12 protein-coding genes are annotated in these 16,617 nt (G+C 66.9%); 10 read left to right on the top strand and 2 right to left on the bottom strand.

Annotation, left to right across the window (positions count from 1 at the left end; all coding sequences use genetic code 11):
* Positions 1-135: 135 nt before the first annotated feature.
* The 6 genes from ACP7A3_RS04890 to ACP7A3_RS04865 all read left to right on the top strand — a co-directional run bounded on the left by ACP7A3_RS04890 (position 136) and on the right by ACP7A3_RS04865 (position 9,944).
* On the top strand, positions 136-1,137 hold the full coding sequence (locus ACP7A3_RS04890; protein WP_244056257.1) for a LacI family DNA-binding transcriptional regulator: 1,002 nt from the start codon (positions 136-138) through the stop codon (positions 1,135-1,137).
* The gene (locus ACP7A3_RS04885; RefSeq protein WP_426255139.1) at positions 1,134-2,555 is read left to right on the top strand and encodes a glucoamylase family protein; all 1,422 of its coding nucleotides are present in this window, start codon (positions 1,134-1,136) and stop codon (positions 2,553-2,555) included. Before ACP7A3_RS04890 ends, ACP7A3_RS04885 begins: the two co-directional genes overlap by 4 nt.
* A gap of 56 nt (positions 2,556-2,611) precedes the next feature.
* The gene (locus ACP7A3_RS04880) at positions 2,612-4,159 is read left to right on the top strand and encodes a tryptophan halogenase family protein (protein WP_426255140.1); all 1,548 of its coding nucleotides are present in this window, start codon (positions 2,612-2,614) and stop codon (positions 4,157-4,159) included.
* 212 nt (positions 4,160-4,371) lie between these two features.
* Entirely contained in the window at positions 4,372-7,416 is a 3,045-nt protein-coding gene (locus tag ACP7A3_RS04875) for a TonB-dependent receptor domain-containing protein (protein ID WP_426255141.1), read from the top strand.
* Between the two features lie 60 nt (positions 7,417-7,476).
* Positions 7,477-8,157, top strand: coding sequence for a DUF6445 family protein (locus tag ACP7A3_RS04870; protein ID WP_426255142.1), 681 nt, complete (start codon positions 7,477-7,479; stop codon positions 8,155-8,157).
* Positions 8,154-9,944, top strand: coding sequence for a discoidin domain-containing protein (locus ACP7A3_RS04865; protein WP_426255143.1), 1,791 nt, complete (start codon positions 8,154-8,156; stop codon positions 9,942-9,944). Before ACP7A3_RS04870 ends, ACP7A3_RS04865 begins: the two co-directional genes overlap by 4 nt.
* Here the strand turns inward: ACP7A3_RS04865 and ACP7A3_RS04860 are convergent.
* Together ACP7A3_RS04860 and ACP7A3_RS04855 are read right to left on the bottom strand one after the other, a co-directional pair.
* On the bottom strand, positions 9,922-10,203 hold the full coding sequence (locus tag ACP7A3_RS04860; protein WP_426255144.1) for a hypothetical protein: 282 nt from the start codon (positions 10,201-10,203) through the stop codon (positions 9,922-9,924). The genes ACP7A3_RS04865 and ACP7A3_RS04860 overlap by 23 nt on opposite strands.
* A 34-nt stretch (positions 10,204-10,237) precedes the next feature.
* Positions 10,238-10,648 carry a hypothetical protein gene (locus tag ACP7A3_RS04855; RefSeq protein WP_426255145.1) on the bottom strand — a complete coding sequence of 137 codons (411 nt, stop codon included), beginning with the start codon at positions 10,646-10,648 and terminating at the stop codon, positions 10,238-10,240.
* Between the two features lie 197 nt (positions 10,649-10,845).
* On the opposite strand from ACP7A3_RS04855, the gene ACP7A3_RS04850 reads away from it, so the two are divergent.
* The 4 genes from ACP7A3_RS04850 (at position 10,846) to ACP7A3_RS04835 (ending at position 16,473) form a co-directional block, all read left to right on the top strand.
* Positions 10,846-13,410, top strand: coding sequence for an ATP-binding protein (locus ACP7A3_RS04850; protein ID WP_426255146.1), 2,565 nt, complete (start codon positions 10,846-10,848; stop codon positions 13,408-13,410).
* Positions 13,411-13,420: 10 nt separating this feature from the next.
* The gene (locus ACP7A3_RS04845; RefSeq protein WP_017979773.1) at positions 13,421-13,675 is read left to right on the top strand and encodes a hypothetical protein; all 255 of its coding nucleotides are present in this window, start codon (positions 13,421-13,423) and stop codon (positions 13,673-13,675) included.
* Between the two features lie 58 nt (positions 13,676-13,733).
* Complete coding sequence (locus tag ACP7A3_RS04840) at positions 13,734-13,919, top strand: hypothetical protein (RefSeq protein ID WP_426255147.1); 186 nt, start codon at positions 13,734-13,736, stop codon at positions 13,917-13,919.
* 64 nt (positions 13,920-13,983) lie between these two features.
* A complete protein-coding gene (locus tag ACP7A3_RS04835) occupies positions 13,984-16,473 on the top strand; it encodes a PepSY domain-containing protein (protein WP_426255148.1) in 2,490 nt (829 codons plus the stop codon).
* The last annotated feature ends 144 nt before the right edge of the window (positions 16,474-16,617 follow it).

Raw genomic sequence — 16,617 nt, 5'->3', positions numbered from 1 at the left:
GCACGGATGCTTCCGGCTTTTCGCGTTGACCGTTGCCTGTAACCGGTTACACAGGCCGGGCGTGCGGTACAAGACGTGTCGGTTCACGCACGGATGATCGTTCGCGACCAGCGGACGGCAGGGGGAGGACAAGGGTTGAAGTCGGCATCGGCCACGATCCGCGACGTCGCGCAAGTCGCTGAAGTATCGGTCGCTTCTGTCTCACGTGCGTTGAACGGCCATAGCAGCGTCCATCCCGACACGCGCGCCCGCGTGCTCGCGGCGGCCAAGGCGCTGGGCTATGTGCCGCACGCCGGCGCGCGCAGCCTGTCGCTGGCGCGCAGCCATGCGATCGGCGTGGTGCTGCCCGACCTGCACGGAGAGTTCTTTTCCGAAATCGTGCGCGGCATGGATCGCGAGGTCGGCGCCCGCGGCTATCACCTGCTGCTGTCCAACATGCACGCCGATGCCGAACTGGCGGCGCAGGCGATGCGATCGATGCGCGGGCGTGTCGACGGGCTGATCGTCATGGCGCCGCAGCTGGATGCGGAGGGCTTGCGCGAGGCGCTGCCGGGTGGCGTGCCGGCGGTGCTGGTCAATTCGCTCGACGGGGCAGGGCGCGCCGGCTTCCGCATCGCCAATGCCGAAGGGATCGCGACGGTCGTCGCGCACCTCGCCGCGACCGGGCGGCGGCGGCTGGTCCATGTCGGCGGGCCTGCGGGCAATATCGACGCGCGCGAACGCTGCGAGGGATTCCTCACCGCGATGGCGCGCCACGCGCCCGACATCGAACCGGTGGTGATCGAGGGCGACTTCCGCGAGGATTCGGGCGCGGCGGCGGTCGCCATGCTGCGCGCGCGCGGCGTCGCCTTCGATGGCATCGTCGCGGCCAACGACATGATGGCGCTGGGCGTGCTCGCGGCCTTGCGCGAACAGGGCCTGTCGGTGCCGGGCGACGTCGCGGTCACCGGCTTCGACGACATTCCGCTCGCGCGGTATCTCGGTCTCACCACGATGCGCGTGCCGCTCGCTGAAATGGGCGCGCGGGCCGTCGCGCGGCTGATCGACGCGCTGGAGGGCGGCACGCTGACCCCCGACACGCAGGTCGTCGCCACCGATCTCGTCATCCGCACCACCACGGAAGCCCTTACGTCATGACCCTGTCTCTCGATCGCCGCGCGCTGCTGCGCCATGCGCCGCTTGCCGCCGCCGCGAGCGCGCTGCCCCGCCACGCGCTGGCCGCCCCTGCCGCAACCACGCTGCCGGCATGGTTCGGCGACCTCGAACAGCGCACCTTCCGCTATTTCTGGGACCTCGCCAATCGCAAGAACGGGCTGGTGCCCGACCGCTGGCCGACGCCGTCCTTCGCCAGCATCGCCGCGGTCGGCTTCGCGCTGACCGCCTATCCGATCGGGGTGGAGCGCGGCTGGATCACCCGCAAAGAAGCCCGTGACCTGACACTGACGACGCTGCGTTTCTTCGCGACCGCGCCGCAGGGCGATGCGCCGACCGGCATGACCGGGAACAAGGGCTTCTTCTACCACTTCCTCGATATGGAAACCGGGCAGCGCTATCGCGACACCGAGCTGTCCAGCGTCGACACGACGTTGCTGTTCCTCGGCATCCTGTTCGCCGGTGCCTGGTACGATCAGGCCGATCCGGTGGAGGCGGAGATCCGCCGGCTATCCGAAACGATCACCGACCGGGCCGACTGGCCGTGGTTCACCAATGCGCGCGGCACCGTGTCGATGGGCTGGCATCCCGGCAAGGGCTTCATCGAGCGCGCGTGGGACGGGTATAACGAGGGGATGATGGTCTATGTCGTCGGCCTTGGCAGCCGCGGCAAGCCGCTCGCCGATGGGGCGTGGGACGCCTGGGCGCAGACCTATCCCGCCTTCTGGCGCGGGCAGGGGGACACGCGGCACCTCGCCTTCGCGCCGCTGTTCGGCCATCAATACAGCCAGATGTGGATCGACTTCCGCGGCATTCGCGATGCGACGATGCGGCAGGCCGGCTTCGATTATTTCGAAAACAGCCGCCGCGCCACCTATGCCAATCGCGCCTATTGCATCGCCAATCCGATGCACTGGGACGGCTATTCGCGCGACATCTGGGGCCTGACCGCCTGTGACGGCCCCGGCAATTTCCAGCTGCCGTTCAAGGGGCGGAGCGCGGAGTTCTTCGGCTATGCCGCGCGCGGACCGCTGGGCCAGCCCGACGAGCGCGACGACGGTACGATCGCGCCGACTGCGGCGCTGGGCAGCCTCGCCTTCGCGCCCGAGATTTGCGTACCCGCGGCGAACGCGATGCAGCGCTGGCCGCACCTGTATGGCAAGTACGGCTTCCTCGACAGCTTCAACCCCTCGTTCCGCTACACCGACGTGAAGCTGGAGACGGGATCGGTCGACCCCAAGAGCGGCTGGGTGGCGCGCGATTACCTCGGCATCGACCAGGGCGCGATCGCCGGCGCCATCGCGAACACCCGCGACGAGGGCGTGTGGCGCGTGATGCGCCGCTCGCCCACGATCCGCCGCGGCTTGCAGCGGGCGGGCTTCACCGGGGGATGGCTGGGGTGAGATAAGCCCGCCTGTCATCCCCGCCTGCGCGTGGATGACGGCTATTGGGACGTACTATGTTGAGCGAGCCTTCGATGACCGACGCCCATCCCAATCCCCCGCTCAAGACGATCACGATCGTCGGCGGCGGCACCGCCGGCTGGATGGCTGCGGCACTGCTGTCGCGCCTGACGCTCGGCGCCTACACGATCCGCCTGATCGAATCGGAAGAGATCGGCACGATCGGCGTCGGCGAAGCGACCATCCCCGCGATCCGCACCTTCAACGGCCTCGCCGGCATCGACGAGTTCGAGATGGTGCGCGCGACGCAGGCGACGTTCAAGCTCGGCATCGAATTCCGCAACTGGGGCGCGCCCGGCGACAGCTATATCCATGGCTTCGGCAAGATCGGGCAGGACCTGTACTGGCTGCACTGCCACCAATTCTGGCTGAAGGAGCGCGCGGGCGGACGAGCGAAGCACCTCGACCATTATGCGCTCAACACGCTGGCGGCGCGGATGAACCGCTTTGCGATGCCGGACCCCAGCAATCCGCAATCGCCGATCGCCGACATCGATTACGCCTATCATTTCGATGCCTCGCTATTCGCGCGCTTCCTGCGCGGCCGGGCAGAGGCGGCGGGCGTCGAGCGGATCGAAGGGCGCATCGTCGCCGCCAACCGGCGGGGTAGTGACGGCTTCCTCGACCATGTCCTGCTCGCCGATGGCCGCAGGGTGGATGGCGACCTGTTCATCGACTGCTCCGGCATGCGCGGTCTGCTGATCGGCGACGCGATGGGCGTGGGCTATGAGGACTGGAGCGAGTGGCTGCTGTGCGACCGAGCCCTTGCGGTGCCGAGCGCGCGCGGGGCGGGACCGCTGACGCCGTATACGCGCGCGACCGCGCACGGGGCGGGCTGGCAGTGGCGCATCCCGTTGCAGCATCGCACCGGCAATGGCCATGTCTATGCCAGCCGCTTCGTGTCGGACGAGGACGCGGCGGCGACGTTGCTCCAGCATCTCGACACGCCCGCGCTCGGCGATCCGCGCCCCGTCCGCTTCCGCCCCGGCAAGCGCCACCGCGCATGGGAGAAGAACGTCGTCGCGCTGGGTCTGGCCGGCGGCTTCCTCGAGCCGCTCGAATCGACCAGCATCCATCTGATCCAGACCGGCATCCTGCGGCTGATCGCGCTGTTCCCGGGACGCGGCTTCAACGCCGCCGATACGGACGAATACAACCGCCAGACCGATTTCGAATATCGCGACGTGCGCGACTTCATCATCGCGCATTACAAGGTGACGGCGCGCGAGGACACGGAGTTCTGGCGTTACCTGAAGCACATGCCCGTGCCCGACAGCCTGACCGAGCGACTGGAGCTGTTCCGATCCTCAGGCCGGTTCTTCATGCATGCCAAGGCCGAACTGTTCCGTGAGGAAAGCTGGGTGCAGGTGCTGCTGGGGCAGGGGTTGCAGGCGCATCACGACCCGATGGTCGACATGATTCCCGCCGAACAAACCACCGCATTTCTGAAGGATGTCGAGGACGTGGTCGCCGATGTCGCCGCCGGCCTGCCGACGCACGAAGCCTTCATCGCGCGCCACTGCCAGGCGCCCAAAGTCGGCTGAGCGGCTCCGCCCGCCACCGACTGTGACACGCAAGCAACAATCCGGCGGATAATGAACCGATCCTGACCGGCGCGTCAGACAGGCGGTTGTAACCGGTTACGCGGGCGAGTAACCGGTTCCATACGCCCTCCGCGATCCGTGGAGCCGTCGCGCGTCGGCGGTTTCCACGGGAGCAAAAACGGGGCGATGGGACCGACGTGGAGGGGTTTGAAATGGCATCCAGGATTCATCGTGCGCGCTTCGGGCGCGGCATTTCGGCAGCGGCCCTCGCCGCAACGCTGGTCATCAGCGCGCCCGCGATGGCGCAGATCAACTCGACGCTGCGCGGCCGCGTGACCGGTGCGCAGGCCGGCGCGACCGTCACTGCGACCGACGTGAATACCGGCCAGCGCATCAGCGGCCGCGTCAACGCCGACGGCAGCTACACCATCGCGGGCCTGCGCCCGGGCACCTATCGCGTCGAGGCGACCGGTCTGCCGGCCGAGCAGCTGGTCATTCCGGTCGGTCAGGTCGTAACCTTCGACATCGGTGCGGCGGCGCCTGTGGCAGATACCGCCGGCACGGACGCAGGCACGGGCACCGACATCGTCGTCACGGGTCGCCGTGGGCAGGAAGTCCGCTCGGCGATCGTGTCGACCAACGTGTCGACGCAGCAAATCGACAGCCTGCCGCAGAACGATCGCAACTTCCTGAACTTCGCCGCGCTCGCGCCGGGCGTCGCGATCTCGACCTCGCCGGGCAGCCGCCAGGTGCAGGCCGGTGCGGTCAGTGCCGACAACATCAACGTCTTCATCGACGGCCTCAGCCAGAAGAACGCCGTCAATCACGGCGGCGTCGCGGGCCAGAACTTCAGTCGCGGCAACCCCTTCCCGCAGCTGGCCGTGCAGGAATTCCGCGTCGATACGCAGAACTTCAAGGCGGAATACGAACAGGCCGGATCCGCCATCATCAGCGCGGTGACGAAGACCGGTGGCACCAGCTTCCACGGCGACATCTTCGGCGAATGGCAGCCTAAGGCGTTCATCGGCATTCCGTATTTCGATCGGCCCGGCAAGACGAACAACCGCGAGGGCCGCCCGAAGGCGGATTACGATCGCAAGCAGTACGGCGCCGATCTGGGCGGTCCGATCATCAAGGACGTGCTGCACTTCTACGGCGCGTTCGAGGCGACCGATCAGAAGCTGCCGTCGAATGCAATCAACCTGCTGACGACCCGCAACGTCGACGGCGTCGCGGTGCCGAACGTGCCGCAGGCGATCGCCAGCCAGTTCAACGGCAGTTATCCGCAGAGCTTCAAGCAGCGCCTGTATTTCGGCAAGCTGACGCTGTTCGCGGGCGAAAAGGACACGATCAACGCTAGCGCGTTCCTGCGCCGCGAGAGCAATCTGGCTGACTTCCAGGGAACGTCGGTCCCGTCGCATGGCCGGTTCTTGACCAGCAATAACGACACGTACCAGCTGGAATGGACCCACCGCAGCGAGGGCTTCCTCAACGAGTTCACCGGCGCGTACCAGAAGGTGTTCAACGGCACCCCGCGGGTCAGCAACGGGCCTGAGATCATTCTGTCGCAGGGACCGGCATCGGGTCCGGTCGGCGTCGGTGCGTCGCTCGATACGCAGGCGGAACTGGGCGCCGCCTCGTTCCAACAGTTCGACGATCAGAAGAGCTGGACGATCAAGGACAACGTCACCTTCTTCGGTGAGAAGCACATCGTGAAGGCAGGCGTGCGCCTGTCGTTCAACAAGTACGGCCGCTCGGAGGACTTCCGCAGCAACGGCACCTTCTTCTTCGCTGCGCCGTCCTACACCACGTTCGACGCATCGACCCCGATCGCGGGTTCGGTGACGACGGTGCCCGTGCGTGCGGCAACGGCGAACAACACGCAGGTGGGCCTGTTCCTGCAGGACGATTGGTCGCCCGACGAGCATTGGACGATCAATGCCGGTATCCGCTGGGACTATGAAAGCAACGCCAAGAACGAGAATTTCGTAACACCCGCGCGTATCGCGACTGCGCTGCGTAACTATCAGGGCTGGAAGGCCGCGGGGATTAACCCCGAGGACTATATCTCGACCGGCAACAACCGTAAGCCCTACTGGAAGGCATTCCAGCCGCGTCTCGGCGTGTCGTACGACGTGTACGGCGATCGCGACACGATCCTGTTTGCCGGTGCCGGTCGCTATTACGACCGTCCGCTGTTCATCACGGCGGGCATCGAGACGGTAAAGGCGATTTACCAGTCGGCGCCGACGGTGTATTTCTGCGATGGCGCCGGCCAGCCGACCTGTGCGCAGGCGCGCGCATCCAACGGCGGCGTGCTGCCGAACAACTACCTCGCCTACAATGCGTCGCTGAAGACGGTCGATGGCCTGCGCTCGGCGGTGACCGCTTCGGGTCTGGGCGGTGACGTCTGGCTGCTCAACAACGACACCAAGCTGCCCTATTCGGATCAGTTCAACTTCGGCGTGCGCAAGCGCTTCGGCGGGATCCAAACGGCGGTGACGTTCAGCCACGTCCGCAGCCACAACATCTTCAAATTCGTGCGCGGCAACCGCTTGCCCAACGGCCTGTACACCACGCAGGGCGACCAGTGGATCGAGGACAACTTCCCGCAGTCGGGCCAGCTGCCGGGCTATTCGGGCAAGCTGAACATCGGCTCGAACGACGGCAAGGCCTATTACACCGCGATCTACTTCACGGCTGAAAAACCGTTCGTGACCGGATCGAGGTGGGGGTTCACCTCGACGCTGACGCTGCAGCGCGCACGCTCGAACGTGCCGCAGGAACTGCAGGGTGACGAGATGTACAACGCACCGCGCTTCGGTGCCTATGGCATGAACTATGTCGCGGGGGTCGAAAAGTGGCGCTTCGTCGGCACCGGCATCGCGCGCGGCCCGTGGGATACGAAGGTCTCGCTGACCGGCACGTTCAGCTCGGGTCCGTCGTTCGGCAACGTCATCTTCCGCTCCAACCCGCCCGAAAACGCCTGCTGCTACGGCAATTTCGGTGGCGTGTTCTGGCCAGGTGAGGTCGTGGGCTACGGCAGTGTCGATGCGCGCATCTCGAAGACGTTCAACTTGCCTTGGGGCCGCGGGCTGGAGGTCAGCTTCGCTGCGTTCAACCTGTTCGACTCCATCAACCGCAACTATTCGGCCTGGGGCGCCGGATCGGGCACCAACCCGATCAAGAAGAATGACGGCGACGGCACGACGGGTGTTCCGCGGTCGTTCCAGGTCGGTGCGAAGTTCAGCTTCTGATCCGACGGGGGCGGGGGTCGTGACGATCCCCGCGCCTGCCCGCGTGGCCTCGGCGTTCGCATGACGCCGCGGCTGATCCGGGTCGGGGCCAGCGACAGTCCCGTCGTCGTGGTCGACGATGTCGTCGGCGATGTCGGCAGGATCGTCGACCTGGCTGCGGCGCTGGCGCCGTTTCCGGCGGTGGCGGGCAGTTATTACCCCGGCGTACGGCGTGTGCTGACGCCGGCGGACGGCGCGGCGCATGACTATGCGACCGCGCTGCTCCAGACGCTGGCGCCCTTCATCGGCGGGGCGTTCGACGTCGAGGGCTTCGACTGGATCGAGGGCAGCTTCTCGATGGTCACGGCGCCGCCCGCGACGCTGTCACCGGCGCAACGCGCGCCGCATTTCGATGCGGTCGATCCGGGTTATCTCGCCGTGCTCCACTATCTGTCCGATACGCCCGGCAGCGGCACCGCCTTCTACCGCCAGCGCAGTACCGGGATCGAGCGGGTCGATGCCGGCAACCGCGACGCCTTCATCGCCGCTGCCCGGCGCGATAGCGCTTTGCTGTCAGGCTATACCAATGCCAGCAACGCCGCATTCGATCAGATCGGCGCGGTTGCGGCGAAGCGGGACCGCGTCGTTCTCTATCAGGGTTGCCTGCTCCATTCGGGTATCATCCCCGCCGACATGCCGCTGTCCGCCGACCCGCGCGTCGGGCGGCTGACCACCAACCTCTTCGTACAGGCGCACCGATGACCCTGCTGCTCTCGATTATGGCGGCTGCGACGCCGCAGACCTACGCCAATCCGGTCGACATCGACTATCGCTACAATTTCGAGCAGGTGAACGAGGGCGTGTCGTATCGCACCGGCGCCGATCCCGTCATCGTGCCGTTCAAGGGCGCCTATTATCTGTTCCTGACGCTCGCCGACGGATATTGGCGATCGACCGACCTCCTCACGTGGCACTTCATCACGCCAAGCCGCTGGCCGGCCGAAGGGATCGTCGCGTCCGCCGTCACGTCGGACGGCCAGCGTTTGCTCATCATGCCGTCGATGACGACGCAGGGCACGATCTACAGCACCGAAGACCCGGCGAGCGGTAAAATCGACTATTTCGTCCGCCGCATGCCGCCGCTGCCTGGCGCGGTAAAGTCGGGGCTGGAGGATACGATCAAGCCGGGGCAGGTGCCGCCGGGCCCGTGGGACCCCGACCTGTTCCAGGACGACGACAAGCGCTGGTATCTCTATTGGAACTCGTCGAACGTCTTTCCGATCTACGGCGCGCCGGTCCACTTCGCCGATGGCAAGATGACCTATGGCACGCCTCGCGCATCGTTCATCCTGCTCGATCCCGATCATCACGGCTGGGAACGGTTCGGTCAGGATCATAGCGGCACGTTACCGAACGGCACGCCGATCAAGCCCTTCATGGAGGGGGCTTGGATGACGAAGGTCGGCGGCCGCTACTATCTGCAATATGGCGCTCCGGGCACCGAATATAACGCCTATGCCACGGGCACCTACGTCGGCACGTCGCCGATGGGGCCGTTCACCTACGCCGCCTACAACCCCGTCGGCTACAAGCCCGGTGGGTTCGTGCAGGGGGCAGGGCACGGCAATACGTTCCAGGATCTGAACGGCAATTGGTGGAATACCGGTACGCCGTGGATCGGCTACAATTGGACGTTCGAGCGGCGGATCGGGATGTGGCCGACGGTGTTCGACGCGGATGGCCAGATGCGCGTGTCGACACGCTTCGGCGACTTTCCGCAGCGCATGCCGACGCGCCGCTTCAGCGATCCGGATTCGCTGTTCACCGGCTGGATGCTGCTGTCCTATCGCAAGTCCGCGACGGCGAGCGCGAGCGTTCCCGGCTTCGCGCCGGACCAGGCGACCGACGAAAACCCGCGCACCTTCTGGCTGTCGCCCAGCAAGGCGCCGGGCGCGACGCTGACGGTCGATCTGGGGGGGCCGAAGACGGTGCGTGCGGTGCAGGTCAACTTTGCCGATTACAAGGCGGGCCGCTTCGGCGATGCGCCGGATATCTACACCGAGTTTCGACTGGAACAGTCGCTCGACGGACGGACATGGCGGCCGCTCGCCACGACGGAGGGGCCGCGTCGCGATCGGCCCAACGCCTATATCGAGCTGCCGCAGCCAGCGCGCACCCGCTACGTTCGCTACGTCCACGGCCATATCGGGGGGGCGCACCTCGCGATCAGCGACCTGCGCGTGTTCGGCAATGCCGATGGCCCCCCGCCAGGCGCGCCGGACCTGCTTGCAGCGACGCGCGCGACGGACACGCGTGATGCGACGATCCGCTGGCGGCGCGTGCCGGGCGCGGTCGGCTATAATGTGCGCTGGGGGATCCGCCCCGATCGTCTGGCGCTGACCTATCAGGTCTTCGCCGACCGGGTCGCGCGTGGCGAGGCGGCAACGCTGCCGGTCCGCGCGCTGACCGTCGGCCAGCGCTATTACGTCGCGGTGGAGGCGTTCGACGAGCGCGGCGTGTCGCGGCTCAGTCGTGTGGTGGCGATGTAGCTGCGTCCGCGAGCCGCTCGGTCAATTCCATCCAGTTGCGCGCGGCATCGCGATCGGCAGCGTCGGGAAAGACGATGTCGAGGGCCGGCGCCGCGCCCAACATGTGCAGCAACGTCCACAAGGCGAACCGTCGCGCGCGATCGGTCTCGAGGCCGAGATCGACCTGCATTCGTTCGATCCCGGCGTCATAGGCCGCGGGCGGCACCGCATCGAGGTCGGCGGTGCCGAAATAGCGGCGCATCTGGTCATCGAGGTCCATCCCGCCCCCTAACGCGGGACGACCCCCGATGCCATCAGCGCAGAGTGTCCTTGGCGGGCACGGTATAGGGAACGAAATCGCCCAGCGAGACGAAGCCGCGCGGGAATTGCGAGGCACGGTCGACCAGGCGGACCGTGTCGATGCTGCACAATTGCGATCCGATGGTGTTGGTGACCAGAATGTCGTCGTCGCGCAGTGACGGCGCACCCGATCGCGGTTCGTTGAGATAGAGGCGTCCACCAACCCGGTACAGGATCGCCTTGCCGTCGATGATGCGGGTCGAGGTGACGCTGGCGAGGTTGATGCAGCTCGTCGGTTTGCCGGCGACGCGTCCGGCAAGCGCGGTCTGCAATTGCTGGTCCGGCGTGGGTTGCGGCTTGGCGGCGGTGGCCGCGGCGGTGGTCAGCGCGAGGGCGACGCCGACGAGGAGCAGGGGCTTTTTCATGCTTCCAACCCTATCACGAACAGGCTGAACCGAGCCTGACCGGCGACGAGTCGTGCGGGGATCGGGTAATGGGCGGTCCGGCGCCTATGAGCGTTCACAGGGCGCCCGCTTTGCAGTGGGTCGAAATTGGTCTAGTGTAAAAAGAAGGTGGCGACGCAATGACCCGACATTCGGGGTGGTGCGTTACCCGATGTAGAATGAGCTACTACTCCATGGCGGACGTCGATCAGGTCCCTAACCGCGCGACCGGACAGGATTTCCTGACCGGCGGAGGGGCATGCGGCGCGCTGATTGGAGAGCGTGACTGGTCGGCGACGCCGCTGGGGCCGATTGGCGACTGGCCGCAAAGCCTGCGCACGGCGACGGCATTGCTCCTGCGCTCGCCGGTGCCGATCGTGATGCTGTGGGGCGAAGACGGCGTCATGCTGTACAATGACGCCTATTCGGTCTTTGCCGGCGGCCGGCATCCGCGGCTGCTGGGATCGAAGGTGCGCGAGGGCTGGCCGGAGGTCGCCGACTTTAACGACAATGTGATGCGCGTCTGTCTGTCGGGCGGAACGCTGCATTATCATGACCAGAAGCTGACGCTCTATCGTCACGGTTCGCCCGAGCGCGTATGGATGGACCTCGATTATTCGCCGGTGCTCGACGAAAGCGGCACGCCGGGGGGTGTCATCTGCGTCCTGGCGGAAACGACCGAACGCGTCGCGGCCCAGCGGCGTACCGCCTTTCTGCTGTCCTTGTCCGATGCGCTGCGCGGGCTGAGCACGCGGGAAGCGATCAATGCGCTCGCCTCCGAACGGCTGGCCGAATGGCTGGACGCCGATCGTACCTTCTACGCCGAAATCGCCGATAGCGGCTGGATGACGGTGCCCCGCGATCATTGTCGGGGCGTGCCCTCGATCGCCGGCCTGCATTCGCTCGAATCCTTCGGACCGGACCTGCTGAAGGCCTATCGCTCAGGACAGCCGATCGTCGCCTGCGACATTCCCGGCGACGATCGGCTGAGCGTGGACGCGCGCGCGGGGCTGGCGGAGCGCCGGGTCGCCGCCTTCATCGACGTCGTGGTGTTCGACGAGACCGAATATGTCGGTGTGCTGGCCGCGCAGTCGGCGACGCCGCGGGTCTGGACGGCGGCGGAGATCGCGCTGGTCCAGGACGTCGCCGAACGCGTCAAGACCGCGATCGAGCGGGCCCGCGCCGAAGAGGGGCTGCGCCAGCTCAACGAAACGCTGGAGGAACAGGTCGCCGCGCGCGTCGCCGAGCGTGACCGGTTGTGGACGCTGTCGCAGGATATGCTGGCGCGCGCCGATTATGTGGGGATGATGTCTGCCGTCAGCCCGGCCTGGACGCAGGTGCTGGGCTGGAGCGAAGCGGAGCTGCTCAGCCGTAGCTACATCAGCATCATGAACCCCGAGGACGTGGCGCACACGACGGCCGCGATCGCCGACATGGCGCAAACGCGTCGCCCGGCCCGGTTCGAAAATCGGATCGCCACGCGCGACGGGGGTTGGAAGCATATCGAGTGGACCGTCTCGCCCGAAGCGGACGGCGTGAATTTCGTCGCGATCGGCCGTGATCTCAGCGATGCCAAGGCGCGCGAGGCGGATCTGGAAACCGCGCGTGAGGCGTTGCGGCAAAGCCAGAAGATGGAGGCGATGGGCAGCCTGACCGGCGGCGTCGCGCACGATTTCAACAATCTGCTCACCCCGATCATCGGTTCGCTCGACCTGCTGGTGCGCAAGGGCGTCGGCACCGAACGCGAACAACGGCTGATCGAGGGCGCGCTGCAATCGGCGGAACGCGCGAAGACGCTCGTGCAGCGCCTGCTCGCTTTCGCGCGGCGCCAGCCGTTGCAGGTGACCGCGATCGATGTCGAGCGCGTGGTCGAGAATATGGCGGGTCTTATGGCGGCAACGCTGGGCCCGATGATCGACGTGCGGGTCGACCTGTCCGATCTGCCGCCCGCCCGCGCCGATCTCAACCAGCTGGAAATGGCGCTGCTCAACCTGGCGGTCAACGCGCGCGACGCCATGCCCGACGGCGGCGAACTCAGGATCAGCGCGCGGCGCGAAAGCGTGGCGGCGCTCGACGATCGTGCCCTGCCGCGCGGCCATTATGTGCGGCTGAGCGTCAGCGATACCGGCGTCGGTATGGATGCCGATACGCTGCGCCGCGCGATCGAGCCGTTCTTTTCCACCAAGGGCGTCGGCAAGGGCACCGGGCTGGGATTGTCGATGGTGCATGGCCTGGCCGCGCAGCTCGGTGGCGGCCTGACGATCGAGAGTGCGCCGGGCGCGGGCACGACGATCAGCCTGTGGCTGCCGATCAGCGCGACCGCGGCGCTCGACGACGAGCCGCTGATCGAGGTGACGCACGTCGTCAAGCGCCTCGGTATCGCGCTGCTGATCGACGACGAGGACTTGGTGCGGATGAGCACCGCCGACATGCTCGCCGATCTCGGCTACGACGTGGTCGAGGCGTCGTCGGCGGAAGAGGGCCTGCGGCTGATCCATAGCGGGCTGGAGCCGGCGGTGCTGGTGTCGGACCATCTGATGCCCGGCATGAGCGGCGCCCAGCTCGCGCGCGAAATCCGCCGGTTGCGGCCCGGCCTGCCCGTGCTGATCGTGTCGGGCTATGCCGAGGAAGAGGGGATCGACCCCGACATCCCGCGTCTGACCAAGCCGTTCCGCAATGCCGAGCTTGCCGCCAGCCTGGCGTCGGCGCCGGCGTCCGTCGTGCTGCCGGCTACCGCCGCCTGAGCCACGCGCCATGGCAAAGCGCAAGCGGCTGCTGACCGCCACTCTGTCCGATGGCTATGTAAAGACGATCGGGCCGACCGCCGCGCCCTTCACCCATTATTGGCGGATCGTCGCGGTGACCGAGGCGGGCGGCACCGAGGTGTTCTGGGGCCATAGCAATTCGCTGCGCGAGGCAAACGGCAAGCGCGCCGCCACCGCCGACGCCGCCCGACAGCGCGGCTGGACCCGCTACGATTTCGAGGTCGTCGAACTCGTCGAAAGCTGAGCGTCGCGGATCGAGAATGCGTCCCCCGCCAAGCGTCAGCGTCGGCGCCGGAGGGAGCGTGGGGACTGCCATCGCTTCGGAAGACCGCGATCTGCCAATCGAGCACGCGGTCGTCGTCGATGTCGATCGACTGAGGGGCGGCATGCTCACCCACACTTTCGATATCCTGCGCCCGCGCGGCCATTTCGAGCGCCTGCGCTTGAGCCCTCACCGGCACAGTCGCGTAACACCGCTGCGTCATTGACCCTTAATACAGGGGCCGCTAACGCAACTAAATCGCAATAACAACAGCGGAACGAAAGAGCCGGATGACGCGCAGGGTCCTGTTTCAGATCCACTGGTTCCTGGGGATCACTGCGGGCCTGGTGCTGGCGGTCATGGGCGTGACCGGCGCGATGATCAGCTTCTCGCCGGAGATCATCGCGGCGATCAATCCCGGCATCGTCACCGTCACGCCGCAGCCCGGACCGCATCTGTCCGGGCCCGATCTTGTCGCCCGGTTCCAGGCGCAACGGCCCGATGCCCGGATCGGCCGGCTGGCGGTCGAGCGCGATCCCTCCCGCGCGGCGATGGCGAGCTATACGACGGGACCGTCGAAGACACGTCACGTCACCTACCTCGATCCCGTGACGGGTCGGGTGCTGGGCACGCCGCGCGGCGAAGCCGTCCTGGACACGGTCGAGAATCTGCACCGCTGGCTCGCACTGCCCGGCGGCGGCAAGGGGATCGGGCGGCAGATCACGGGCTTTTCGGCGCTGGCGCTGATCTTCTTCGCGCTATCCGGCCTGTATCTGCGCTGGCCGCGCCGCCCGCTCGACTGGCGCAACTGGTTCGTGCTCGACCTGCGGCGCACCGGGCGCAACCTGTACCGTGCGCTGCATGCCGTGGTCGGGGGATGGGTGGTGCTGTTCTACCTGATCAGCGCCAGCACGGGCTTGTGGTGGTCGTACGACTGGTATCGCACCGGTGTGCGGCATCTGCTTGTCGCCGAACAGCCCGGCGGCAAAGCGGGCGCCGCGGCAGAGCGAAAGGGTAAGGGCAAGGCCGATGCGCCCGTCGACTGGCGCGCCGCCTGGACGGCGTTCGACCGCGCCACGGCGGGCCGATCCTATGCGGCCGTGACGGCGACCGCGCGCGAGGGCAAGATCGAATTCCGCGCGAAGCTGCCCGATGCGCGGCACGATCGCGTGTCGGATGAGGTGACGATCGACGCCCGCACGAACAGGGTGACTAGCTACACCCCCTATGCGCAGCGGAGCTGGGGGCAGGACATCGTCTTCGGCATCTACGAAATCCATCGCGGCGCGTATTTCGGTCTGGCGGGCCGGTTGGCGATGACGCTCGCCAGTCTGACGATGCCGCTGTTCACGATCACCGGCTTCCTGCTCTATCTGGCCCGGCGCCGTCGCAAGGCCGCGCTCGCCGAGGTGATGGCGGACGATCCGCCCACGATCGTGCCGGACGATGCCCGGACGTTGGTCGCGTATGCGTCGCAGACCGGCACGGCCGAACGGATCGCGCGCCTGACCGCGCAGGCCTTGCCCGATGCGGTTGCCATGCCGCTGTCGGCGCTGGACGAGGCGGCGCTGGCCCGCGCCTCGCGCCTGTTCGTGGTTGCCAGCACCTATGGCGAGGGCGAGCCCCCCGACACGGCGCGCGCCTTTGCCCGGCGCCTCACGCAAGCGTCCGGCGACTTGTCGCACCTCAATTATGCGGTGCTGGCGCTCGGCGATCGCGAATATCCCGATTTCTGCGCCTTCGGTCATCGGATCGATCGCTGGCTGCACGCGGGCGGTGCGACGCGGCTGTTCGATTGTATCGAGATGGACGGTGAGGCGGCCGACGCGCAACGCCAATGGCAGCAGCAGCTGGGCGCGCTCGGCGCACGCACCGATCAGCCCGACTGGGCACCGGCGCCGATGGGCGGCTGGCGGCTGATCGAGCGGCGCCTGCTCAATCCGGGCAGCAGCGGCGGTGCGACGTGGCATGTCGCCCTCGAACCGATCGACGCGCCGGCCGACTGGGCGGCGGGCGATATCGTCGAAATCCTGCCGCAGCACGACCCGCGGCGGGTCGCGGCCGTTCTGCAGCGCGTGGGCTGGAACGATACGCCCGAGCTGCGCGCATGGCTCGCGACCCGGATCCTGCCGGATGTCGATGCAGGCGTCCTCGATCCCGAATCGCTGCCGCCGCTGGCGCATCGCGACTATTCGATCGCCTCGATCGCGCCGTCGGGCCGCGTCGAGCTGATCGTGCGGCACTGTCTTGCCGCAGACGGACTGCCGGGGCTGGGATCGGGCTGGCTGACGCAGGGCTCGCCGATCGGGGGCGTCGTACGCGCGCGCGTCCGCAGCAACCCGGCGTTTCATGCGCCGCAGGCGGATGCGACGCCGCTGATCCTGATCGGGAACGGCACGGGCCTTGCCGGATTGCTCGCGCACGCACGCCACCGGCATGTGACCGGCGGCGGTCCGGTGTGGCTGTTTTGGGGCGAGCGCCACCCGGCGCAGGACGATTATCATGCCGCGGAGCGTGCTGCACTGCGCGACAGCAATACGCTGACGGCGGAGCATGTCGCATGGTCCCGCCTGGGCAGCGGCCCCCGCTACGTTCAGAATGCGCTGACGGCACAGGCCGGGATCATCGCGCAGGCGGTGGCGGACGGCGCGGCGATCTACGTCTGCGGCAGCCTTCAGGGCATGGCGGCCGACGTCCATAGCGCGTTGGCGTCGATACTGGGCGAAACGTGCCTGGAGATGATGCTCGAAACAGGCCGATATCGGCGGGACATCTATTGATCCGTATCAACCCGTTATACTGACTAAATAAAATCCAGCCCAATCTACGGGTTATAAACCTCATCTGGCGCTATATTTACTGAGGTATGACAGCGAGCATTACCTTAAAACGCCATTTTGAGTAGAAAAGCCTTTGCGCGACGA

Origin of the sequence: Sphingomonas sp. DC5200-1 (assembly GCF_049897245.1) — a bacterium.
In the GTDB taxonomy this organism is placed as follows: Bacteria; Pseudomonadota; Alphaproteobacteria; order Sphingomonadales; family Sphingomonadaceae; genus Sphingomonas; species Sphingomonas aquatilis.
This window is presented reverse-complemented; position numbering and strand designations above follow the sequence as displayed.

What these genes read in the sequence shown, in the direction of transcription:
- ACP7A3_RS04885 (WP_426255139.1), top strand. Translation starts at nt 1,134, where the DNA reads ATGACCCTGTCTCTCGATCGCCGCGCGCTGCTGCGCCATGCGCCGCTT.
- ACP7A3_RS04880 (WP_426255140.1), top strand. Translation starts at nt 2,612, where the DNA reads ATGTTGAGCGAGCCTTCGATGACCGACGCCCATCCCAATCCCCCGCTC.
- ACP7A3_RS04875 (WP_426255141.1), top strand. Translation starts at nt 4,372, where the DNA reads ATGGCATCCAGGATTCATCGTGCGCGCTTCGGGCGCGGCATTTCGGCA.
- ACP7A3_RS04870 (WP_426255142.1), top strand. Translation starts at nt 7,477, where the DNA reads ATGACGCCGCGGCTGATCCGGGTCGGGGCCAGCGACAGTCCCGTCGTC.
- ACP7A3_RS04865 (WP_426255143.1), top strand. Translation starts at nt 8,154, where the DNA reads ATGACCCTGCTGCTCTCGATTATGGCGGCTGCGACGCCGCAGACCTAC.
- ACP7A3_RS04860 (WP_426255144.1), bottom strand. Translation starts at nt 10,203, where the DNA reads ATGGACCTCGATGACCAGATGCGCCGCTATTTCGGCACCGCCGACCTC.
- ACP7A3_RS04855 (WP_426255145.1), bottom strand. Translation starts at nt 10,648, where the DNA reads ATGAAAAAGCCCCTGCTCCTCGTCGGCGTCGCCCTCGCGCTGACCACC.
- ACP7A3_RS04850 (WP_426255146.1), top strand. Translation starts at nt 10,846, where the DNA reads ATGAGCTACTACTCCATGGCGGACGTCGATCAGGTCCCTAACCGCGCG.
- ACP7A3_RS04845 (WP_017979773.1), top strand. Translation starts at nt 13,421, where the DNA reads ATGGCAAAGCGCAAGCGGCTGCTGACCGCCACTCTGTCCGATGGCTAT.
- ACP7A3_RS04835 (WP_426255148.1), top strand. Translation starts at nt 13,984, where the DNA reads ATGACGCGCAGGGTCCTGTTTCAGATCCACTGGTTCCTGGGGATCACT.